We start from the raw sequence: 22,346 nt of genomic DNA, 5'->3' as shown, positions 1-22,346 counted from the left end.
GCGCGCCATTGCCCCGGGGCATGACGACTTGGGGCAATTGCTAGTTCAGCGCCTCATCCAGCATGGCCTTGAGCTGCGCCAGATGCTTCGACATCAAACCGGTGGCGGTTGCCGCCGAGGCGGCGCGGCCGGCGTAACGCGGACGCCGGTTCGGCGCGTGGATCTGGTTCAGCACCCATTCGAGGTAGGGCTCGATGAAATGCCATGCGCCCATGTTGCGCGGCTCTTCCTGGCACCACACCACTTCGGCATTCTTGAAGCGGACGAGCTCCTGCACCAGCGCCTTCAGCGGCACCGGATAGAGCTGCTCGACGCGCAGGATGTAGATGTCGTCGATGCCGCGCTTCTCGCGCTCCTCGTAGAGATCGTAATAGACCTTGCCCGAGCACAGCAGGACGCGGCGGATCTTGTCGTCAGGCGCCAGCTTGATCTTCTCGTCGGGCAGCATCTGCGCGTCATCGTACAGAATGCGGTGGAACGTCGTGTCCTTGCCGAGCTCATCGAGCCGCGAGACCGCGCGCTTGTGGCGCAACAGCGACTTCGGCGTCATCACGATCAGGGGCTTGCGGATCTCGCGATGTAACTGGCGCCGTAGCACGTGGAAGTAATTCGCCGGCGTGGTCGGATACACCACCTGCATGTTGTCTTCGGCGCACATCTGCAGGAAACGCTCAAGCCGCGCCGAGGAGTGCTCCGGTCCCTGCCCTTCATAGCCATGTGGCAGCAAGCAGACGAGACCGGACATGCGCAGCCATTTGCGTTCGCCGGAAGAGATGAACTGGTCGAACAGCACCTGCGCACCGTTGGCGAAGTCACCGAACTGGGCTTCCCACATCGCCAGCGCCTTCGGCTCGGCCAGCGAATAACCGTACTCGAAGCCGAGCACCGCCTCTTCGGACAGCAGCGAGTTGATGACCTCGTAGTGGCCCTGATCGTGGCCAAGGTGGTTGAACGGCGTGTAGCGGCTCTCGTCTTCCTGGTCGATCAGCACCGAATGGCGCTGCGAGAAGGTGCCGCGTTCGGAATCCTGGCCGGATAGCCGGACGTGGTGGCCTTCCTGCATCAGCGTGCAGAACGCCAGCGCTTCGCCGGTCGCCCAGTCGATGCCGACACCGTTGTCGATGGCCTTGGCGCGGTTTTCCAGGAAACGCTGGATCGTGCGGTGAACCCGGAAACCGTCCGGCACCTTGGTAATCTTGCGCCCGATATCCTTGAGGATACCGACATCGACGCCGGTGACGCCGCGGCGAGCGTCTTCTTCCTGGTCGGCGGATTTGAAGCCGGCCCATTTGCCGTCGAGCCAGTCGGCCTTGTTGGGCTTGTAGCCGGAGCCTGCCTCGAGCTCGGCATCGAGCCGCGCGCGCCAGTCGGCCTTCGCCTTCCCGACCTCGCCTTCGGTCAGCACGCCGTCGGCGACCAGGCGCTTGGCGTAGAGTTCGAGCGTCGACGGATGCGAGGCGATGTGCTTGTACATCACCGGCTGGGTAAACGCCGGCTCATCGCCCTCGTTATGGCCGTGCCTGCGATAGCAGAACATGTCGATCACGACCGGCTTGTGGAATTTCTGCCGGAACTCGATCGCGACCTTCGCCGCGAACACCACCGCTTCCGGATCGTCGCCGTTCACGTGGAAGATCGGCGCATCGATCATCTTCGCCACGTCGGACGGATATGGCGAGGAGCGCGAATAGCGCGGATAGGTGGTGAAGCCGATCTGGTTGTTGACGATGAAATGCAGCGAGCCGCCGGTGCGGTAGCCCTTCAGGTCGGAGAGGCTGAAGCATTCCGCCACCACGCCCTGGCCGGCGAACGCGGCATCGCCGTGCAGCAGCAGCGGCAGCACCGAGATGCGCATGTCGGGCGGATCGCCGTGCTGGTCCTGCTTGGCGCGCACCTTGCCGAGCACGACGGGGTCGACGATTTCCAGATGCGACGGGTTGGCGGTCAGCGACAGATGGATCTTGTTGCCGTCGAACTCGCGGTCGGACGACGCGCCGAGGTGATACTTCACGTCGCCCGAGCCTTCGACGTCCTCGGGATTGGCGGAGCCGCCCTTGAATTCATGGAACAGCGCGCGGTGCGACTTGCCCATCACCTGCGTCAGCACGTTGAGGCGGCCGCGATGCGGCATGCCCAAAACGATCTCCTTCACGCCGAGATTGCCGCCGCGCTTGATGATCTGCTCCAGCGCGGGGATCAACGACTCGGCCCCGTCGAGGCCGAAACGCTTGGTGCCGGTGAATTTGAGATCGCAGAATTTTTCGAAACCTTCGGCTTCGATCAGCTTGTTGAGGATGGCGCGGCGCCCTTCCGGCGTAAAACTGATTTCCTTGTCCGGCCCCTCGATGCGCTCCTGGATCCAGGCCTTCTGCGCCGCGTTGCTGATGTGCATGAACTCGACGCCGAGCGTCTGGCAGTAGGTGCGCTCGCAGATCGCGACGATCTCGCGCAGCGAGCCGTATTCGAGCCCGAGCACATGATCGAGGAAGATCTTGCGGTCGAAATCGGCCTCGGTGAAGCCATAGGTGCGCGGATCGAGCTCTTCGCGATCGCGCGGCGCTTCGATGCCGAGCGGATCGAGCTTGGCGTGGAAATGACCGCGCATGCGGTAGGCGCGGATCAGCATCAGGGCGCGAACCGAATCGCGCGTCGCCTGGTTGACGTCGGCAGGGGATAGTTCGGCGCCCTTGGCCTGCGCCTTGGCGGCTAGCTTGGCGCCGACGGCCCTCTCGACGGTGACCCAGTTACCGTCCAGCGCCGAGGTCAGTTCGTCCTGCGGCGTGATCGGCCAGTTGTCGCGGCCCCAGGAAGGCCCCTCGGCGTTCTTCTGGACGTCGGCCGGGGTGTCTTTCAGGCTCTTGAAGAATTGCTGCCAGTCGCTGTCGACCGACCCGGGGTCCTGCTCGTAGCGGGCGTAGAGCTCGTCGATATAGGTGGCGTTGGTGCCTTGCAAAAATGAGGAAAGGGCAAATGCTGCGTTCGCGTCCTGGCGAGACATGATGGCGTCCTGGTGAGTTTCGCTTTGCGCGTGGAAAACGGCGCTGTAGCCGGTCCGGGAGGCCCGAACCAGCTCGGTAAGAAGCTTTACCCTATTTAAGACGGATATTCCCGCCTAAAAGGACCAAGAACTGAATTAAGATTTCAACTTTTCGGCAAGGGTATGTCCGAGCCGTGCCGGCGACGGAGACACCGTAATTCCGGCCGCCTCCATGGCCGCCGTCTTGGAGCCTGCGTCACCCTTGCCGCCGGAAATGATGGCGCCGGCATGCCCCATGCGGCGGCCGGGAGGGGCGGTGACGCCCGCGATGAAGCCAACCATCGGCTTTTTCCGGCCGCGCTTGGCTTCGTCCTTGATGAACTGGGCGGCGTCTTCCTCGGCCGAGCCGCCGATTTCACCAATCATGATGATCGAGGTGGTTTTCTCGTCCTTGAGGAACATCTCCAGCACGTCGATGAATTCGGTACCCTTGACCGGGTCGCCGCCGATGCCGACCGCGGTGGTCTGACCGAGGCCCTCCTGGGTGGTCTGGAACACGGCCTCATAAGTCAACGTGCCCGAACGGGAAACGATCCCGACGCTGCCCGGCTTGAAGATATTGGCCGGCATGATGCCGATCTTGCACTCGCCCGCCGTCATCACGCCCGGGCAGTTCGGCCCGATCAGGCGGGATTTCGATCCCGACAACGAACGCTTCACGCGCACCATGTCCAGCACCGGAATGCCCTCGGTGATGCAGACGATCAGCGGAATCTCCGCATCGATCGCTTCGCAGATCGCGTCTGCCGCACCCGGCGGCGGGACATAGATCACGCTGGCGTCAGCGCCGGTCTTCTCGCGCGCCTCACGAACGGTGTCGAAGACGGGCAAGCCGAGATGCGTCGAGCCGCCCTTACCCGGCGAGGTGCCGCCGACCATCTTGGTGCCATACGCGATCGCGGCTTCCGAATGGAACGTGCCGTTCTTGCCCGTAAAACCCTGGCAGATGACTTTGGTGTTGCTGTCGATCAGAACGGACATGATTGCGAACGCTTTCTTCGGTGACCGTGAACGAGGGGGTTAATGAATACGACGGTACGTGCCGGTGAGCACGTCGGCCCATCCTTCGGCATCAGGCGAGAACTGGATCTTCATGGTGTAGTTGTTGTCGTCGACGACTTCGTAGACGTGGCGCGCATTGCCGCGCAGCGAGCCGCGCACCAGGGTCAGCTTGTTGCCGACCCAGGCGCCCGAGGCCGGCGCCGGCGAATAGTAGCCGAGCGAATCGTGCCAGAATAATTTGTAGGTCCGGTCGTCGCGGTCATAGGTGAACACGCCGTGGGTGGCGAAAGCCTCCTTGCCGTCGCGCATCTGACGGGTGTCCTGAATCAGGTAAAAGCCGTTGAGATCGACGCGCGCGACCACATGCGAGGTCGCCGGACCGCCTGCGGTCCAGCGCGACGGATAGACCATTTCCTCGCCCGCCCACTCGCCCGCAAAAACCGCGAGCCGGCGGTGTTCTTCCAGCGGTGTCGGTGCGGCGAGATGGTCAGCCATCGCTAGCCTCCCTTGACGGCTTTCACGATTTTCTGTGCGGCATCGTCGAGATTGTCGGCAGGTACCACGTTGAGGCCGGATTCGCGGATGATCTGCTTGCCGGCGTCGACATTGGTGCCTTCGAGCCGCACCACCAGCGGCACTTTCAGGCCGACTTCCTTCACGGCGGCGACCACGCCTTCGGCGATGATGTCGCACTTCATGATGCCGCCGAAGATGTTGACCAGGATGCCCTTCACGTTCGGGTCGGCGGTTATGATCTTGAACGCCGCCGCCACCTTCTCCTTGCTGGCGCCGCCGCCGACGTCGAGGAAGTTGGCGGGCTCCATGCCGTAGAGCTTGATGATGTCCATGGTCGCCATCGCAAGGCCGGCGCCGTTGACCATGCAGCCGATGGTGCCGTCGAGCGTGACGTAATTGAGGTCGTACTTCGACGCCTCGACCTCCTTGGCATCTTCCTCGGTCAAATCGCGCAACGCCACCGCCACGTCGGGATGGCGGAACAGCGCGTTGTCATCGAACGACACCTTGGCATCGAGCACGCGCAGTTCGCCCTGCTTGGTGACGACGAGCGGATTGATCTCCAGCATCGCCATGTCCTTGGCAACGAAGGCCGTGTAGAGCTGCGTCACCAGCTTCTCCGCCTGCTTGGCGAGATCGCCGGTGAGCTTCAGGGCTTTCGCGACCGTGCGGCCGTGATGAGCCATGATGCCGGTTGCCGGATCGACGGAGAATGTCACGATCTTCTCAGGCGTGTTGTGGGCGACGTCCTCGATATTGACGCCGCCTTCGGTCGAGACCACGAACGCGACTTCGGAAGTTTCACGGTCGACCAGGATTGAGAGATAAAACTCCTTGTCGATGTCGGAGCCTTCCTCGATGTAGAGGCGATTGACCTGCTTGCCCTGCGGCCCGGTCTGCACCGTGACCAGCGTCGCCCCCAGCATCTGCTTGGCGAATTCGTTGACCTCGGCGACTGATTTCGCGATGCGGACGCCGCCCTTGTCGCCGGCGGAAGCTTCCTTGAATTTGCCCTTGCCGCGGCCGCCGGCATGGATCTGGCTCTTCACCACCCAGATCGGGCCGGTAAGCTGTTTGGCGGCGGCTTCCGAATCCGAGGCCTTCAAGACAGGCACGCCACGCGAAATCGGCACGCCGAATTCATGCAGCAGAGCCTTGGCCTGGTATTCGTGGATATTCATTTGGACGCTCCCCAAAACCCTTAGCGGCGAGTTCTACAGTTCACCGGCATTGGTAGTTGGCATACCATATACCAAGATAACTGCAACCCTGAAAACGCTTTCGCCCCGGCAAGGGGCGAAAGCTGAGTAAGATCAACGACCGAGCAGGTCGGGCGCGATCTTCTTGCAGGCGTCGACCAGGCCCTGAACCGCGCCGACCGACTTGTCGAAGGCTTCGCGATCCTTGCCGGCCAGCTCGATCTCGACGATGCGCTCGACGCCCTTCGAGCCGATCACGACGGGGACGCCGACATACATGTCCTTCACGCTGTACTCGCCGTTGAGATAGGCGGCGCAGGGCAGCACGCGCTTCTTGTCCTTCAGATAGCTCTCGGCCATCGCGATCGCCGAAGCGGCCGGGGCGTAGAACGCCGAACCGGTCTTCAGGAGATTGACGATCTCGGCGCCGCCGTTGCGGGTGCGGTCGACGATCTCGTCGATGCGGGTCTGCGAGGTCCAGCCCATCTTGACGAGGTCGGGCAGCGGAATGCCAGCGACCGTGGAGTAGCGCGTCAACGGCACCATGGTGTCGCCATGGCCGCCGAGCACGAAAGCGGTGACGTCCTCGACCGAGACGTGGAATTCGTCGGCCAGGAAGTAGCGGAACCGCGCGGAGTCGAGCACGCCGGCCATGCCCACCACCTTCTTGTGCGGCAGGCCGGAAGCCTTCTGCAGCGCCCACACCATCGCATCCAGCGGGTTGGTGATGCAGATGACGAACGCATCGGGCGCATACTTCTTGATGCCGGCGCCGACCTGCTCCATGACCTTGAGATTGATGCTCAGGAGGTCGTCGCGGCTCATGCCGGGCTTGCGCGGCACGCCGGCGGTGACGATGCAGACCTTGGCGCCATCGAGCGCCTCATAGGAATTGGCGCCTGTCAGATGGGCGTCGAAACCGTCGACCGGCGAAGATTGCGCGATGTCGAGCGCTTTACCCTGGGGGACGCCCTCGGCGATGTCGAACATCACGACGTCGCCAAGCTCCTTCAGGCCGACGAGGTGAGCCAGCGTTCCGCCGATCTGACCGGAGCCAATCAAAGCAATCTTGTCGCGCGCCATGGGAAATTTGTCCTTCTGAGACGAAGAGTGAGGGTGGATAATCAGTCGGATGGCTGGTTATCCCTTTCGAATGGCCGGTTCAAGCCGGGGCATGCCCGATTCTAAGGCCGCGCCTTGAATTCGGTCAGGTATGCCACGACCGTCATCCCCGTCATTGCGAGCGAAGCGAAGCAATCCACCTCTCCACTCGGGGATAGATGGATCGCTTCGTCGCTTTGCTCCTCGCAATGACGGGGAAAGACCAATGACGGAAGAGACTACGTCTCCACCAGCCCGGTGCTCGATCCGCTGGCCGCGGAATCCTTCCTTCCGTGTGGAAGCGCCAAATAGGATTCGGAACTCATTTCGATCAGACGCGACGCGGTCCGCTTGAACTCGTTGGCTTCAACACCCTCGGCAGCGACATACAGCGACACCGGATCGGCCTCGGCCGAGGCCATCAGCTTCACCGCGTTGTCGTAGAGCGTGTCGATCAGCGAGATAAAGCGCTTGGCGGCGTTGCGCTCGGCGTAATCCATCACTGGAATGCGATCGATCAGGATGGTGTGATAGTCGTGCGCCAGCCGCAGATAGTCCGACGCGGCCAGCGGCTTTTCGCAGATATCGGCAAAGGAAAATCGCGCCACGCCGTGCACCGAACACGGCACCCGCAGGACGCGGCCCTTGATCGCAATGTCGCGCGGCTTGCACGGCGCGTTGCCGGTCATCTTTCGCCAGGCGCGGTCGAGCGCGGCGCCGGCTTCATCATCCGGCGGCACCAGCCACATCTTGACACCGGCCAGTTTTTCCAACCGGAAATCGGTGCGGGCATCGAGCCGCAACACGTCCATGCGGCCTTCGATCTGCGAAATGAACGGCAGGAACAGCGCGCGGTTGAGCCCGCCCTTGTAGAGGTCTTCGGGCGCGACGTTGGAAGTCGCGACCACGACGGTGCCGAGTTCGAACAGTTTTGAGAACAGCCGGCCCAGGATCATGGCGTCGGCGATGTCGGTGACGTGGAATTCGTCGAAGCACAGCAGCCACGCCTCGTCGAAGATCGCGTTGGCCGTCAGCTCGATCACGTCGCTATCTGCGATTTCACCGCGCGCGATGTTCTGGCGGTAGGCGTAGATCTTCTCGTGCGCCTCGGCCATGAACTCGTGGAAGTGGGCGCGGCGCTTGCGCTGGACCGGGCACTGCTGAAAGAACAGGTCCATCAGCATGGTCTTGCCGCGGCCGACCTCGCCGTGAATGTAGAGCCCGCGCGGCGGCGGCTCGCTTTTGTCGCCGAACAATCGGCCGAGCAGGCTCACCTTGCGCGCCGGCTTGTAGCTCGACAGCCGCTCCTCAAGTGCGGCAAACGCCTCGGCAGCTTCCGCCTGCGCGGGATCGGCCTCGATCGCGCCGGAGGAAACCAGAGCCTGATACTGTGCGCGGAACGAGGTGGGGTCAGTCGACAGCATGGCCCCTTTCGGCCTCAAGCGAGCGGAAATTGCAAGCCGTGAATTGGTGCTGGGGGTATGCAAACACTACTCGTCATACCCGCGAAAGCGGGTATCCAGTACGCCGCGGCTCCTCGGTTCTATCGCAGGTGTCTCTAGTATACTGGATCATCCGCTTTCGCGGATGATGACAGCGGTGGACGTGACGCGCACCAAGCCCTCACGCACTCAGCGCATAGGAATCCTCGACCACATAAGGCCCGCCGCCGGTGGACGCGCGGGACGAGAACAACACGAAGCGCGAAGCCCAGAACGTGCGGCTCGGGAAATAGCCGCGCACCGAGAGATAATCGGCAACGTCCTGGCTGGAGGCGTCGTGCAGCCGCGCCAGCGTCACATGGGGAATGAATTTGCGCCCCTCCGGGTCGAGCCCGAGCCGCTGCATCAGCCGTTCGAGTTCGGCCTGCAGCTCGATCAGCGGCCGGCTCGGCTCGACGGAAGCGACCACTGCGCGCGGTTTCTTGCCGCCAAAGCTCTGCAGGCCCTGCACCTTGACCTCGAACGGCTTGCGGTTGACCCGAAACAGCATCGAGGCGATTTCATTCGCCGACATGCCGTCGATATCGCCGATGAAGCGCAAGGTGACGTGATAATTTTCGGGATCGATCCAGCGTGCGCCGGGAAGGCCGCCACGCAAATTGGAAAGGCTCTGGCCGATCTCGGCCGGAATTTCCAGTCCAGCAAACAAACGTGGCATCGCATGACTCCCGATGCTTGGGCATGACCTTAAAAAGGACCATGTCCTGTAACAGCGCCCGGTGACGAATCACCGATAGTTATTTTCTATCCGACTTATGTGACTCTGCGAAGCACGCGGGGCGAGCACTCCGCAATGCTACGGGAAAACCTTGGGGTAACCTAATTCGTTGCTGCTTTTTCAACTCCGCTGCCCGGAGATCGTGCCGATAAATGCCTCCACCATGGGCAGAATATTCTTCACGATGACATCGATGCCCTCGGCGGTCGGATGAATTCCGTCGGCCTGGTTGAGCTTGGCCTCACTCGCAACCCCCTCCAGGAAAAATGGGTAGAGCGGCACGCCGTACAATTTGGATAGCTCCGGATAGATGGCGTTGAAGCGCGCCGCATATTCGCTGCCGTAATTGGGCGGCGCCAGCATCCCGCACAAGAGAACCGCGATCTTGCGCGCCTTCAGCCGGGTCAGGATATCGCTCAGCGCCGCTCGGGTGACGGCGGGGTCGATGCCGCGGAGCGCATCGTTGGCGCCGAGTTCGAGAATCACAGCCTCAGTTCCCTCCGGGATCGACCAGTCCAGCCGGTCGCGACCGCCGGACGTGGTATCGCCGGACACTCCGGCGTTGATCATATCGACCTTTATGCCCTTGTCGCTTAACGCTTTTTGCAGGCGGGCGGGGAACGCTGCCGGCGCAGACAGGCCGAGGCCAGCGCTCAAGGAATCACCGAGGACGACCATTTTGACCGGTTTGGCGGGTGCAGTGGCCGGGGCTTGAGTCTGGGCCAAAACCGGCCCGGCCGTCATCAAAGCCACAATCAACACGCGTATGTGCGCAAACATCCGTTTCAAGCCCTCGACCCGAGCGGTGGAAGTGCCATATGACCGAGCCATGGACAGTCTCATCGAACCCTCTTCACTGACCGGCGTCGGGCCGGACACCATTTCCATCTCCAACGTCAACCTCTCGCTCGGCACAGGCGCCGCACGCGTTCATATCCTGAAAGATATCAGCCTTCGTGTGGCATCCGGCGAGGCGATCGGCCTGATCGGGCCGTCAGGTTCGGGCAAATCGACCTTGCTGATGGTGATGGCGGGGTTGGAACGTCCTGACAGCGGAGAGGTGGTGGTCAACGGCACGCCGTTCAATGCCCTCGACGAGGACGCCCTCGCCCGCTTCCGCGGCCGCCGGGTCGGCATCGTGTTCCAGTCGTTTCATCTGATCCCGACCATGACGGCGCTGGAAAACGTGGCCGTGCCGCTGGAGCTTGCCGGTAGCCCCGACGCGGCGGAGCGCGCGGCGAAGGAATTGGCGTCGGTCGGCCTCGGCGAGCGCCTGCATCATTACCCGACCCAATTGTCCGGTGGCGAACAGCAGCGCGTGGCGCTGGCTCGCGCCCTGGCACCCGATCCCGCCATTCTCGTCGCGGACGAGCCGACCGGCAATCTCGATGAAACCACCGGCAAGCAGATCGTCGACATGCTCTTCACCAAACACGCCGAGCGCGGCATGACGCTGGTGCTGGTGACGCACGACAGCTCGCTGGCGCAGCGCTGCGACCGCGTGGTGCGGCTGCGCTCAGGCCGGATCGACGGGCACTCATGACCGCGATTTCCGAGCCGGTCTACAAGAGCCGCGCATCCTCGCTGGCGCCGCGTTACGCGCTTCGCGAATTGCGCGGCGGCTTGCGCGGCTTCTACGTCTTCATCGCCTGCATCGCGCTCGGCGTCATGGCAATTGCCGGCGTCGGCTCGGTGGCGGCGAGCCTTAGCGAAGGTCTGACCCGCGAGGGCCGAACATTGCTCGGCGGCGACGTCGCATTCTCGCTGATCCAGCGTGAGGCCAAGCCAGAGGAACTCGCTTTCCTGCGCGCGCGCGGCCAGGTGTCGGTCGCGGCCGCGCTGCGGGTGATGGCCCGCGCCAGCGACGGCAAGCTGGCGCTGGTCGAGCTCAAGGCGGTCGACGGTAACTATCCGATGCTCGGACAGTTGACGCTTGATCCCCAAATGCCGACGTCGGATCTGCTGGCTGAACGCGATGGCGCGTTCGGCGCGGCGGTCGATTCCACCCTGCTGGCGCGGCTCGATCTCAAGCTCGGCGACCGCATTGGCATCGGCAATGCCACGGTCGAGATTCGCAGCGTGGTTGGCGCCGAGCCGGACAAGCTCGCCGGCAATGTCGGCCTGGGCCCGCGCGTACTGGTCAGCGAGCAGAGCCTGCGCGCCAGCGGATTGCTGCAGCCGGGCAGCCTGGTGCGCTGGATGTACCGGGTTAAATTGCCGGACAATGCGGCCGACGAACGCGCCGCCGCCCAATTGGTCAACAGCGCCCGGAGCGCCTTGCCGGAAGCCGGCTGGTGGATCCGCAGCCGCGACAATGCCTCGCCGCAGCTCGAACGCACCATCAACCGCTTCACCCAATTCCTGACGCTGGTTGGCCTCGCGGCCCTTCTGGTCGGCGGCGTCGGCGTCGCCAATGCCGTCAAGAGCCATATCGATCGCCGACGCGACGTCATCGCCTCGTTCAAGGCGCTTGGCGCCACCGGGCGCGACGTCTTCACCATCTACCTGACGCAGGTGATCGTGCTCGCCGGGACCGGCTCGATGATCGGGCTTGCCGCCGGCGCGGCCTTGCCGTTTGTCATCGTCGGCCTGTTTGGCAAGCTGCTGCCGCTGCCGGTGATCCCTGCCCTGCACGCCGACGAACTGGCGCTGTCGTTCCTCTACGGCCTGCTCACCGCGCTCGCCTTCGGGCTGTGGCCGCTCGGCCGGGTCCATGATGTCCCGGTCGCGGCATTGTTCCGCGAAGAGGTCGCCCGCGAATGGCACCGTCCGCGCTGGAGCTATCTCGCGCTGATGGCCGTGGTGATCGTGCTCCTGGTCGCGGTCGCGATCGGGCTGGCCTATGACAAGCGGGTCGCCGCCGTGTTCGTCGTCGCTTCGGTTGCGGTGTTTGCACTGTTGCGCGGCGTCGCTGCCGGCCTGATGGCGCTGGCGCGGCGCCTGCCGCGGTCCAGCATCACCATGCTGCGGCTGGCGATCGCCAATATCTACCGGCCCGGCGCGCTGACGCCGTCGGTTGTGATGTCGCTCGGGCTGGGGCTCGCGGTCCTCGTCACCATTACCCAGATCGACGGCAACCTGCGCCGGCAGTTCCTGGCCGCGCTGCCGGAGCGGGCGCCCTCATTCTACTTCATCGACATTCCGACCGCCGACGCCGACCGCTTCGGCGCCTTCCTCAAGCAGATCGCGCCGCAATCCACCGTCGACGACGTGCCTATGCTGCGCGGGCGCATCGTTGCCGCCCGCGGCGTCAGGGCGGACGAACTCAAACCCTCGCAGGATACCGAATGGGTGCTGCAGAGTGACCGCGGCCTGACCTATACCGGCGAAGTTCCAAAAGGCTCGAAGGTGGTCGAAGGCGAATGGTGGAGCGCGGACTACAAGGGGCCGCCGCTGGTCTCGCTGGAGAAGAAGATCGCCGACGGGCTGAAGCTTAAGATCGGCGACGAGATCGTCGTCAACGTGCTCGGCCGCGACATCGCGGCCAAAATCGGCAATCTGCGCAACGTCGACTGGCAGGGGCTCGGCATCAATTTCGTGCTGGTGTTCTCACCCAACGCCTTCAGGGGCGCGCCGCACAGCCATGTCGCGACCCTATCGGAGCTCCACCCCGACCCGGCAGGCGACGCCCGAATCATCAAGCAGGTGGCGGACGCCTTTCCGATGGTGACCAGCGTTCGGGTCCGCGAGGCGCTCGATACCGTCGGCACCGTCGTCACCAACCTCGTGCTCGCCGTCCGCGGCGCCAGTGCAGTGACGCTGATCTCGGCGATCCTGGTGCTCGGCGGCGCGCTCGCCGCAGGCCATCGCCACCGGGTCTATGACGCGGTCATCCTGAAGACGCTCGGCGCAACCCGGGTGCGCCTGCTCGGGGCCTATGCGCTCGAGTACCTCATGATCGGCCTCGCGACGGCCATATTCGGCGTGATCGCAGGCTCGATCGCGGCATGGCTGATCGTGACCAGGCTGATGACGCTCAGCTTCATCTGGCAGGCCGGCAGCGCGGCCGGGGTGGTCGCAGCCGCCCTGATCGTCACGGTGGGGCTGGGGCTCGCCGGAACGTTGTTGGCCCTGAACCAAAAGCCGGCCAGCGTGTTACGGAATTTGTGACAATTTGTAGCGGCGGAAGGCAGGGGTTAACACTGCTTTTGCCCGGAAATCGTCGCGAGAAGCGACATTCAGCCGCGCGTGGAAGCTTGCATCGAATGTGCTAGTTTCCCACATACCAGCCAAGATCAGTGGCCGGGTTGATGACGTAAGATTAACGTCGGCAGATCGGGACATCTGAGATAGAAATCTAACCGGCGCCGCAAACCCTTGCGCTCCGCCGGGCAACCAACGGGAATTCGACCATGTCGGACCTAGACCGTAACTACGCTTCTCCTTTCGGCCGGGCTGCCGGACGCGTTGACGCTGCGGCCGTCGATGCCGGTCTGCGCGCCTACATGCTGCGCATCTACAACTACATGAGCATCGGCCTGGCGATCACCGGCCTTGCGGCGCTCGGCGTCTACATGGCCGCGGTGACCACCGACCAGGCCGGCGCCGTCGCCAGGTTCGGCAACGCCTACCTGACGCAGTTCGGCTACGCGATGTATGTCAGCCCGCTGAAGTGGCTGTTCATCCTCGCGCCGCTGGCGATGGTGTTCGCGATCTCGGCGGGCATCAACCGGCTGCGGCCCGCGACCGCCCAGATGCTGTTCTGGGTGTTCTCGGCGCTGATGGGCATTTCGCTGTCGTCGATCTTCCTGGTGTATACGCACACCTCGATCGTTCGGGTGTTCTTCATCACCGCGGCGACCTTCGGTGCGCTCAGCCTTTATGGCTACACCACCAAGCGTGACATGAGCGGCATGGGGTCGTTCCTGTTCATGGGTCTGATCGGCGTCATCATCGCGAGCCTGGTAAACCTGTTCCTGGCGAGTTCGATGCTGCAGTTCATCGTCTCGGTGGTCGGCGTGCTGGTGTTCGCGGGCCTCACCGCCTGGGATACCCAGCGGCTGAAGAACGAGTACATCTACGGCTACGCTTCGGGAGGCGCTGACGTTGAAGAGCGTGCGGCGATTACCGGCGCACTGTCGCTCTACCTGAACTTCATCAACCTGTTCACGCTGCTCCTGCAGCTCCTCGGCCAGCGCGACTAAGCGCTGCCTATCAGGTTCAAGGGTTAAAGCCCCGGCCTCGCGGCCGGGGCTTTTGTTTTGCTCAGTGACCGTCAGTCCCGGCTTGCCGCCTTCACTAAAGCTTCGGCGACCGGGTGCGCTTGGGCCCGGCGAAGCCTTGGCGGAGAAGCCTCGGCGGAGACGGGACCCGGGCATCCACGCCCTGCGCCGTGGCGACAAAGACGTGGATGGCCGGGCATAGGCGAGCGGAAGCGACGCCGTCCTTCAGACGGCTATGCCCGGCCATGACGGAAAGAGCGTTGATCCAGATTTGTCGCCTGATATCCTTTCCCCATGTCCGCTGCCGAAATCCGGCCCGCCACCGAGGCCGACCTCCCCGCCATCACCGAGATCTACGAGCACGCGGTGCGCTACGGCACCGCCACGTTCGAACTCGTCCCGCCCGACCTCGCCGAGATGACCCGGCGATTCAGGGCGCTGTCGGATGGCGGCTTTCCCTATTTGGTCGCCGCCGTCGAAGGCCAGGTGATCGGATACGCCTATGCCGGCCCCTACCGGCCACGGCCGGCCTATCGCTTCACGGTGGAGAATTCGGTCTATTTGAAGCCGGCCACGCACCGGCGCGGTATCGGCCTGCAACTGATGCAGCGGCTGATCGCCGAATGCGAGGCGCGCGGCTACCGGCAGATGATCGCGGTCATCGGCGACTCCGCCAACGCCGGCTCGATCGGCGTTCACACCAAATGCGGCTTCCAGATGATCGGGACGCATCCCAGCGTCGGCCTCAAGTTCGGCCGCTGGCTGGACACGGTCATGATGCAGCGCGCGCTCGGCGAAGGCAGCACGACGGTCCCCGCCTCGTAGTCTGGCCACGCGTGGCACCTCTTTGGCGGTACACCGCAGGGCCCAGGCTCAAAATCGCGAAAACAACCCCATGCAAAGTAGAATGGGCCCCGGCTCGCAGCAGCCCGGCCGATTAAACCACCGCCAGCTTGCGGTCGATCACCAGCAGCACGCGCTCGAGTTCGTGGCCGCGGCGCAGGATCAGTCCGGTCGCCGAGATCACGCTGTACATGCCCTGCTTGCGCGCGAGCCGCGGATCTTTCTCGATGCGATAGATCGGAACTTCGGAAGCGCGGCGGAATACGGAGAACACCGCGCGGTCTTTCAGAAAGTCGATGGCATAGTCGCGCCACTCGCCGTCGGCGACCATGCGCCCATACAGATTGAGGATACGGTTGAGTTCGAGACGATTGAACGTGACGCGATTCGGCGGCGTGCTCGCAGTGGCGACGCGCGCCACTGCGCGGCTATCGCTTGGATCGGTGTCCTCCGATATCAGGGTCATGGAGCGCTCCTGTCATCCAATTTACATGATCGCGCTAACCGCGGGGCGCCGCAAGGGGGTGCAAATACGAAGGAAACTGCGGCGGATGGCCCGATATCGCTGGAAATATCGATTCACGGGATCGTTAGCGGAATCTTATTGCTGCCCTACTTCCGCCAACCGTCCGCCCCGCTAGATTGCGAAAAGAAAATCCTGCGTTGGCCCGGTCCTTTCGGTTCCGGATTCCTCAGCCCCCAGCCCCCCGGGGCCGTCGGGATCGGGCCTGTTCGCAGAGGGAGTTAATCCCGATACTGGGCCAACGAAAGTTGGTCCTTTTTCGTTTGGGGCACTGTTCTCGCAAATGTCGCGCGCGGCTCTGACTTCGCCGATTATGCGACGCTGAATCAAGGTGGGAGAAAAAGCCAGGCCCCGTAGCCCGGAGCTAACTAATGTAATAACAATAGCTGCAGCGAAGGTTGCAGGCGCGAATGGCCTTGATCACCACCAAGTTGATCATGATGATGCCTCCTCCGCTCGCGGACGGACACCTTCGAAGCCATAGTAAAAGGCAAATGCTGGCGGGCGACAACCCACAGGTTAGGACCATGGGCCCCTCAACCCCGGCTTGGAACTCGCTAAAACCGCTTTGCTTGACCGCGCCGCTGTTACAAATCAATCAGGCGCGACTGGTGCTCCGACCTATCCTTCTGCGATCTTGTGGTTACGGCGGAGTCGATTTAAGCAAACCGTAAGGTCAATTGCCGCCGATCAGGCCCATCATGGCGCTCGACAGAATCTGAGAGCGAGGAGGGTAGCTCGCGCATCTGCAGATCGCACCGGCGGCGTAGTTCTCTGGCGACATCTTCGGGCCACCGCTCGGCAGTATTGAAGGCAATGACGTCAAGGGATTGCTGTATTGGCCGCTCATCAGATCCTGAATGACCGTTCGAGATCGGTGGCTTCGTAGTCGGCTTCCCGCAAAGCCCGTCCCAGTCGGCCGGAATAATCTGCCATCAGGTAGATTGTTTCGTCAAACTCATGGGGCAATCGATGGCGTCCAGTTGGACCTACGCATTTCGAAACTCCACGCCACTCACAATGCCGCCTCAACTCGCCAGTGCCAAATCGTTCCCGCAACGCCGGCTCGCTATGCGTAAGTGAGCTCCGCGTCAGTCACGCTTCCGCGAAAGGTCTATTTGATTGACGACCTCGTTGATTTGACACACATTAAAGTTGTGCATTAGCTCGCTCGGGTTCGGGGCGCAGCCCGGAATTCTTCTCTCGATTGATCACTCGCCTCCGTTCCCATTTTAAGAGGAGAGATGTGATGGCAAGGACGACAAGAGAAAGTGATGCTGGAAACGAAGCTTTCGGAATCAGCAAAAACGTCGCACAGCACAAGCCAGGCGTGGATGTCGCGGCCGAAGTGAAAGACGAAGGCGCCGGCAACGATCGGTTCCAACGCAGCGAAAAAAAGGATATTCCGCGCGGCACACTTGCAGAACGCATCGCCAAGTCCACAAAGGGACGCTGACGATGGGAACCGGCCATTCTCAAGTGACCTTCACCAACTCGTATGGGAAAAAGTTGTTCGTCGCTTACATGCGGCGCGATTTTGCCTGCCAGGACCAGTGCGGCGGCATCTGGGACGTTCTCGGCTGGATCAATCTAGATCCGGGCGAGACGGAGACCCGCGCGAACCCAACTAGTAATCGGTGGTATTATTACTACGCGGAAGCCGTGGACGGGGCGGTATGGAACGGTCCACACGTGGCCGAAGTCACGCAATCAAAATTCGAGAAATGCACGTGTCTTGGCGTTGTTGTCGTCAACGGACCATCTACTAACCCCTACCACGACGTGGGTTTCCGAGAACTCGACAATAAAACCTATTCTGGCGTGAATTTTGTTCCCTAGCGATGGTTGAGCGGGTCGACCCCACCAACGCGGCACTCTTTCGGGGAAACACTTTTCGGGGAATACGGCCCGACTGTCTCTGAGGAGTCAGAGTGAGCAGCCAGAAGTGATAATCGGCCTCGGCGGGCACGCCGGCGCGCCGCCCGATGGATATGGACGTCGTGGAAGAAGAACTATCATGGAAGTCCGGCCGCACGTCCGCGCCGCGCTTGCCGCAGGCTTGGCAGACATAACTAGCGCAGCGCCGTCATGGCGGCGCCGAGCATCGCGCCCGGCTTGTCGCGACTGCCGTCCTGCACGTAGACGACCGCGGCGTCCACGCCGTCGCGGGAAATATTCTCAAGCGGAATGGTCCAGCTTCCCGAACCTCCGTTCCAGTCGCCGACCTTCACGAGGTTGCGTACCACGTTGTAGTAGGTGAGCTGTTGGCCGCGATTCTCGCCGCGCCCGATCGAGATCGGCACCGCCTTTGAGACCGAGCAGATCCAGACTTCGCCCCGGCCCGCCGCCGGCACCTTGCTCGCCTCTACCGAGACATTGAGCAGCTTACCCGACAACGTCATCTTGACCGGCACCGACATCACGCCTTCAGTCTTGCTGGTATTCTTGATGGCGCTTTCGATGGCGGCGCGATCGCTGCCGATCACCTGCGCCGAGCCGTTGACGATCATCTGCGGCGTGTAGAGGTTACGATCGCCACGCACATGCGAATAGGCCTTCTGACGCGCGCTGAAACGCGAGTCCGCCAGCGTGTCCTTCCAGCCAAGATAGTCCCAGTAGTCGATCGGCATGCTCAGCGCGATGATGGACGGGTCCTTGGCGAGTTCGCCGACGATCTGGTCGGCCGGCGGACACGACGAACAGCCTTGCGAGGTGAACAATTCGACCACGGTGCGCGGATCGGCATGAGCCGGACGGATGATGGCGATGATCGCGCAGACGCCGAGCGCACCGGACCATCGCGATATGCAGTTGTAGGCCATCATCGCTGTCATCGTGCGAACCAGGCGTAGCGTTTTCCATCCGTAATTGTACGGGGCATGATTTATTATCCCAAAGGTGTGCCCCAGACGCACGAAAGCGGCCCTGTCATAGGCCGCCTTCTCCTTGCTCGCTACTCACTTCGAAGTGAGGCACCGATCACAAATCCGCGTTAAGCTGCGAGTTTGCGCAGCACGTAATGCAGAATGCCGCCGTTTCGGTAATACTCCAGCTCATCGAGGGTATCGATGCGGCAGAGCAGCGGCACGCGCTGCAGCGAACCGTCGCCGGACACGATCTCGGCCGTCAGGGTCTGGCGCGGCTTCAAATCACCCTGGAGCCCGCGAATCGTCACCGTCTCGTCGCCCTTGAGGCCGAGCGATGTCCACGACGTGCCGTCTTCGAAGGTCAGCGGCAACACGCCCATGCCGACCAGGTTGGAGCGATGGATGCGCTCGAAGCTCTGGCAGATCACGGCGCGGACGCCGAGCAGACGGGTGCCCTTCGCCGCCCAGTCGCGCGAGGAGCCGTTGCCGTATTCGGCGCCCGCGAACACCACCAGCGGCACGCTTTCCTGCTGATACTTCATCGCCGCGTCGTAGATCGACATCTGCTCGCCGTCGGGCCAATGCTTGGTTAGTCCGCCCTCCGGAATATTGCCGTCAGCGCCCTTCAGCATGAAGTTCTTGATGCGGATGTTGGCGAAGGTGCCGCGCATCATGATCTCGTGGTTGCCACGCCGCGTGCCGTACTGGTTGAAGTCGGCGGGGCGCACCTGGTGCTCGCTGAGGAATTTTCCAGCCGGCGAAGTCAGCTTGATCGAGCCGGCCGGCGAGATGTGGTCGGTGGTGATCTTGTCGCCGAACATCGCCAGGATCCGCGCGTCGACCACGTCTGAGATCGGATCGGGCTGCTTCTTCATGCCTTCGAAATAGGGCGGATTCTGCACATAGGTCGAGCTCATGTTCCAGCGATAGGTCTCGCTCTCGACCGTCTTGATCTTGCGCCAGTTGGTGTCGCCCTTGAACACATCGGCGTAGCGCTTCTTGAAGATCGTGGCTGTCACGAACTTCTTCATGAAAGCATTGATCTCCTTCGTGGTCGGCCAGATGTCCTTCAGATACACCGGCTTGCCGTCCTTGCCGGTGCCGATCGGCTCGACCGCAAGGTCCTTGGTCACCGTGCCCGCCAGCGCATAGGCGACGACCAGCGGCGGTGACGCCAGATAGTTCGCCTGCACATCCGGGCTGACGCGGCCCTCAAAATTGCGGTTACCGGACAGCACGGCTGCGGCAACGATGCCGTGGTCGTTGATCGACTTCGAAATGTCCTCCGGCAGCGGACCCGAATTGCCGATGCAGGTGGTGCAGCCGAAGCCGACGAGGTTGAAGCCGACCTTGTCGAGATCCTTCTGCAGGCCGGAATTGGCCAGATATTCCGCAACCACCTGGCTGCCGGGAGCGAGCGAGGTCTTCACCCACGGCTTGGCCGTCAGCCCCTTGGCGGCGGCGTTGCGCGCCAGCAGGCCCGCGCCGATCAGCACGCTCGGGTTGGAGGTGTTGGTGCAGGAAGTGATCGCGGCGATCACCACGTCGCCATGGCCGAGATCGAAATCCCGGCCCTCGACCGGATAGCGGCTCGCAGCCGCGTCGGGCTTCTTGTACTCGCTGGTGAGCGCGGTCGCGAAGCCAGTGGAAACCGCCGGCAGCGCAACACGGCCTTCGGGGCGTTTCGGGCCCGCCATCGACGGCACGACATCCTTGAGGTCGAGCGTCAGGGTTTCCGTGAACACCGGATCGGTTGACTTCGCCGTGCGGAACAGGCCCTGCGCCTTGGCGTAGGCCGCCACCAGCGCGACGCGGTCGGCCTTGCGGCCCGAGGTCTTGAGATAATCGATGGTCGCGGCATCGACCGGGAAGAAGCCGCAGGTGGCGCCATATTCCGGCGCCATATTGCCGATCGTCGCCTTGTCCGCCACCGAGAGATAGTCGAGGCCGGGGCCGAAGAACTCGACGAATTTGCCGACCACGCCCTGCTTGCGCAGCATCTGCGTCACCGTCAGCACGAGGTCGGTTGCGGTGACGCCTTCCTTGAGCTGACCCTTGAGTTTGAAGCCGACGACTTCCGGCAGCAGCATCGACAGCGGCTGGCCGAGCATGCAGGCTTCCGCCTCGATGCCGCCGACGCCCCAGCCGAGCACGGCAAGGCCGTTGACCATGGTGGTGTGCGAATCGGTACCAACCAGCGAATCCGGGTAGGCGACCTCGAAGGTGCCGGTCTTCTTGCCGACCGTCATCTTCTCCTTCTTGGTCCACACCGTCTGCGCGAGATATTCGAGATTGACCTGGTGGCAGATGCCGGTGCCGGGCGGCACGACGGAGAAATTCGAGAACGCCTTCTGGCCCCACTTCAGGAATTCGTAGCGTTCCTGGTTCTGCTTGTATTCCTCGACGACGTTCTTGCCGAACGCCTTGTTGTCACCGAAGAAGTTGACGATGACCGAGTGGTCGATGACGAGATCGACCGGCACCAGCGGGTTGATCTTCTCGGCATCGCCGCCGAGCGCCTGCATCGCGTTACGCATCGCGGCGAGATCGACCACCGCCGGCACGCCGGTGAAATCCTGCATCAACACGCGCGCCGGGCGGAACGCGACCTCGTGCTCGAGCTTGCGCTTCCGGAGCCACTTCGAAACTGCGACGATGTCAGCCTTCTTGACCGTGCGGTCGTCCTCGTTGCGCAGCAGGTTTTCGAGCAGCACCTTCATCGAATAAGGCAGCTTGGAAATTCCCTTCAGACCGTTCTTCTCGGCGGCGGGCAGGCTGTAATAAACATAGGTCTTGCCGCCGACCTTGAGGGTCTTGCGGCATTTGAAGCTGTCGAGCGAGGTCATGTCAGAGAATCCCAAATTCTAGTTATACCCGGCAAGGGTATTTAAACACCGTCAGCGGAAGGCTGGCTTCTTGGCTTGCAGCCGCCGATTGAGTGCTGCATCAAGTTCCGGGCTTATAGAATCTTTCTAGAAGCGCCGCCACAGCGACAAACGTGCTGCAGCAATGCGGTACCCACAAATTCCGACGCGGTACCCATCAATTTCAGAGGGCTGTGACGAAGCAAAATGCGGCTCTCGGGACGCCAAATCAGTTGTGTCAGAGGCGGCCGAGAGGTGTTCTCGGGCCTCGATTTCGAGGCCGCTTCCGGCGAAGTGCTGGCCGTGGTCGGCCCGAACGGCTCGGGCAAGACCTCGTTGCTGCGCCTGATCGCGGGTCTCCTGGTGCCGGGGGGCGGATCGATCGGCCTGGAAGGCGGCGAGGCCGAGCTGACCTTGCCGGAGCAATCCCACTATCTGGGCCACCGCGATGCATTGAAGCCTGCGCTGAGCGTTGCGGAAAACCTGTCGTTCTGGTGGGATTTTCTGGGTGGAGCGACCGGCGACGTCAGAGAGTGCCTCACCGCTGTGGGGCTCGGCCACGCCACCTATCTGCCAGCGGCCTTTCTCTCGGCCGGTCAGCGGCGCCGGCTGTCGATCGCGCGGCTGCTGGTGGTGCGGCGGCCGGTCTGGCTATTGGACGAGCCGACCTCGGCGCTGGATACCGCCGGACAGGAACTATTCGTGGGCGTCATGCGCGAGCACTTGGCCAGCGGCGGGATCATTGTTGCGGCCACCCACACCCCGCTCGGGATCGAAGCGAGGGAACTGCGGATGGGGGGCGCGAAGTGATGGCCTCGAACTTCTCACCACCGAGCACAATTCTCACCATTCCCTCCCCCCTTGCGGGGGCCGAGGCGAGCGAAGCTCGCTCTCGAGGTCAGGGAGAGGGGTGCCACACGACGAACTCTCTCGACCTGGCTTCTCGCGACGCACGCACCTCTCAAACACCTTTTACGGGGCCACCCCTCTCCCCAGCCCTCCCCCGCAAGGG

The 22,346-nt window shown here is 62.8% G+C and carries 18 protein-coding genes; 7 read left to right on the top strand and 11 right to left on the bottom strand.

Translation table 11 applies throughout. From position 1 onward, the window contains the following. Positions 1-40 precede the first annotated feature (40 nt). The 8 genes from V1278_RS04185 to V1278_RS04150 all read right to left on the bottom strand — a co-directional run bounded on the left by V1278_RS04185 (position 41) and on the right by V1278_RS04150 (position 9,906). Positions 41-2,998, bottom strand: a complete 2,958-nt coding sequence (locus V1278_RS04185; protein WP_334365593.1) for a 2-oxoglutarate dehydrogenase E1 component — start codon at positions 2,996-2,998, stop codon at positions 41-43. A gap of 135 nt (positions 2,999-3,133) precedes the next feature. Further along, complete coding sequence (gene sucD / locus V1278_RS04180) at positions 3,134-4,018, bottom strand: succinate--CoA ligase subunit alpha (protein WP_057842589.1); 885 nt, start codon at positions 4,016-4,018, stop codon at positions 3,134-3,136. 39 nt (positions 4,019-4,057) lie between these two features. Further along, a complete protein-coding gene (locus V1278_RS04175) occupies positions 4,058-4,534 on the bottom strand; it encodes a DUF1579 family protein (protein ID WP_065744742.1) in 477 nt (158 codons plus the stop codon). Positions 4,535-4,536: 2 nt separating this feature from the next. Beyond that, the gene (gene sucC, locus V1278_RS04170; RefSeq protein ID WP_334379789.1) at positions 4,537-5,736 is read right to left on the bottom strand and encodes an ADP-forming succinate--CoA ligase subunit beta; all 1,200 of its coding nucleotides are present in this window, start codon (positions 5,734-5,736) and stop codon (positions 4,537-4,539) included. Between the two features lie 132 nt (positions 5,737-5,868). Continuing rightward, complete coding sequence (gene mdh, locus V1278_RS04165; protein WP_065744744.1) at positions 5,869-6,837, bottom strand: malate dehydrogenase; 969 nt, start codon at positions 6,835-6,837, stop codon at positions 5,869-5,871. 257 nt (positions 6,838-7,094) lie between these two features. After that, a complete protein-coding gene (zapE, locus tag V1278_RS04160; RefSeq protein ID WP_334379788.1) occupies positions 7,095-8,279 on the bottom strand; it encodes a cell division protein ZapE in 1,185 nt (394 codons plus the stop codon). A gap of 199 nt (positions 8,280-8,478) precedes the next feature. Further along, positions 8,479-9,015 (bottom strand): RNA 2',3'-cyclic phosphodiesterase, encoded by a 537-nt coding sequence (thpR, locus tag V1278_RS04155; RefSeq protein ID WP_028348494.1) that lies wholly within the window; start codon positions 9,013-9,015, stop codon positions 8,479-8,481. A 180-nt stretch (positions 9,016-9,195) separates the two neighbouring features. After that, positions 9,196-9,906: an arylesterase gene (locus V1278_RS04150; protein WP_334384092.1), complete on the bottom strand. Its 711-nt coding sequence runs from the start codon at positions 9,904-9,906 to the stop codon at positions 9,196-9,198. Here V1278_RS04150 and V1278_RS04145 point away from each other — a divergent pair. The 4 genes from V1278_RS04145 to V1278_RS04130 all read left to right on the top strand — a co-directional run bounded on the left by V1278_RS04145 (position 9,905) and on the right by V1278_RS04130 (position 15,062). Beyond that, on the top strand, positions 9,905-10,618 hold the full coding sequence (locus V1278_RS04145; RefSeq protein WP_334365596.1) for an ABC transporter ATP-binding protein: 714 nt from the start codon (positions 9,905-9,907) through the stop codon (positions 10,616-10,618). The genes V1278_RS04150 and V1278_RS04145 overlap by 2 nt on opposite strands. Beyond that, positions 10,615-13,185: an ABC transporter permease gene (locus V1278_RS04140; protein ID WP_334379787.1), complete on the top strand. Its 2,571-nt coding sequence runs from the start codon at positions 10,615-10,617 to the stop codon at positions 13,183-13,185. The genes V1278_RS04145 and V1278_RS04140 overlap by 4 nt, the downstream gene beginning before the upstream one ends. 242 nt (positions 13,186-13,427) lie before the next feature. Next, complete coding sequence (locus tag V1278_RS04135) at positions 13,428-14,219, top strand: Bax inhibitor-1/YccA family protein (RefSeq protein ID WP_334365598.1); 792 nt, start codon at positions 13,428-13,430, stop codon at positions 14,217-14,219. A 312-nt stretch (positions 14,220-14,531) separates the two neighbouring features. Next, positions 14,532-15,062, top strand: a complete 531-nt coding sequence (locus V1278_RS04130) for a GNAT family N-acetyltransferase (RefSeq protein WP_334379786.1) — start codon at positions 14,532-14,534, stop codon at positions 15,060-15,062. 112 nt (positions 15,063-15,174) lie between these two features. On the opposite strand, the gene V1278_RS04125 is transcribed toward V1278_RS04130, so the two are convergent. Continuing rightward, positions 15,175-15,546, bottom strand: a complete 372-nt coding sequence (locus tag V1278_RS04125; protein ID WP_334379785.1) for a DUF2794 domain-containing protein — start codon at positions 15,544-15,546, stop codon at positions 15,175-15,177. 1,306 nt (positions 15,547-16,852) lie between these two features. On the opposite strand from V1278_RS04125, the gene V1278_RS04120 reads away from it, so the two are divergent. Together V1278_RS04120 and V1278_RS04115 are read left to right on the top strand one after the other, a co-directional pair. After that, a complete protein-coding gene (locus V1278_RS04120) occupies positions 16,853-17,059 on the top strand; it encodes a hypothetical protein (RefSeq protein WP_334365601.1) in 207 nt (68 codons plus the stop codon). Positions 17,060-17,061: 2 nt separating this feature from the next. Continuing rightward, entirely contained in the window at positions 17,062-17,442 is a 381-nt protein-coding gene (locus V1278_RS04115; RefSeq protein WP_334379784.1) for a DUF1036 domain-containing protein, read from the top strand. A gap of 233 nt (positions 17,443-17,675) precedes the next feature. Here V1278_RS04115 and V1278_RS04110 read toward each other — a convergent pair whose 3' ends face one another. Together V1278_RS04110 and acnA are read right to left on the bottom strand one after the other, a co-directional pair. Continuing rightward, a complete protein-coding gene (locus V1278_RS04110) occupies positions 17,676-18,437 on the bottom strand; it encodes a DUF1223 domain-containing protein (RefSeq protein WP_334365603.1) in 762 nt (253 codons plus the stop codon). A gap of 158 nt (positions 18,438-18,595) precedes the next feature. After that, positions 18,596-21,316 carry an aconitate hydratase AcnA gene (gene acnA / locus V1278_RS04105; RefSeq protein ID WP_334379783.1) on the bottom strand — a complete coding sequence of 907 codons (2,721 nt, stop codon included), beginning with the start codon at positions 21,314-21,316 and terminating at the stop codon, positions 18,596-18,598. A 225-nt stretch (positions 21,317-21,541) separates the two neighbouring features. Between acnA and ccmA the strand changes: the two genes are divergently transcribed. Continuing rightward, the gene (gene ccmA, locus V1278_RS04100; RefSeq protein ID WP_334379782.1) at positions 21,542-22,144 is read left to right on the top strand and encodes a heme ABC exporter ATP-binding protein CcmA; all 603 of its coding nucleotides are present in this window, start codon (positions 21,542-21,544) and stop codon (positions 22,142-22,144) included. Positions 22,145-22,346 lie beyond the last annotated feature (202 nt).

Source organism: Bradyrhizobium sp. AZCC 1577 (assembly GCF_036924575.1).
In the GTDB taxonomy this organism is placed as follows: Bacteria; Pseudomonadota; Alphaproteobacteria; order Rhizobiales; family Xanthobacteraceae; genus Bradyrhizobium.
The sequence above is the reverse complement of the archived record's forward strand: the minus strand, read 5'-3'. Positions and strand labels throughout refer to the sequence as shown.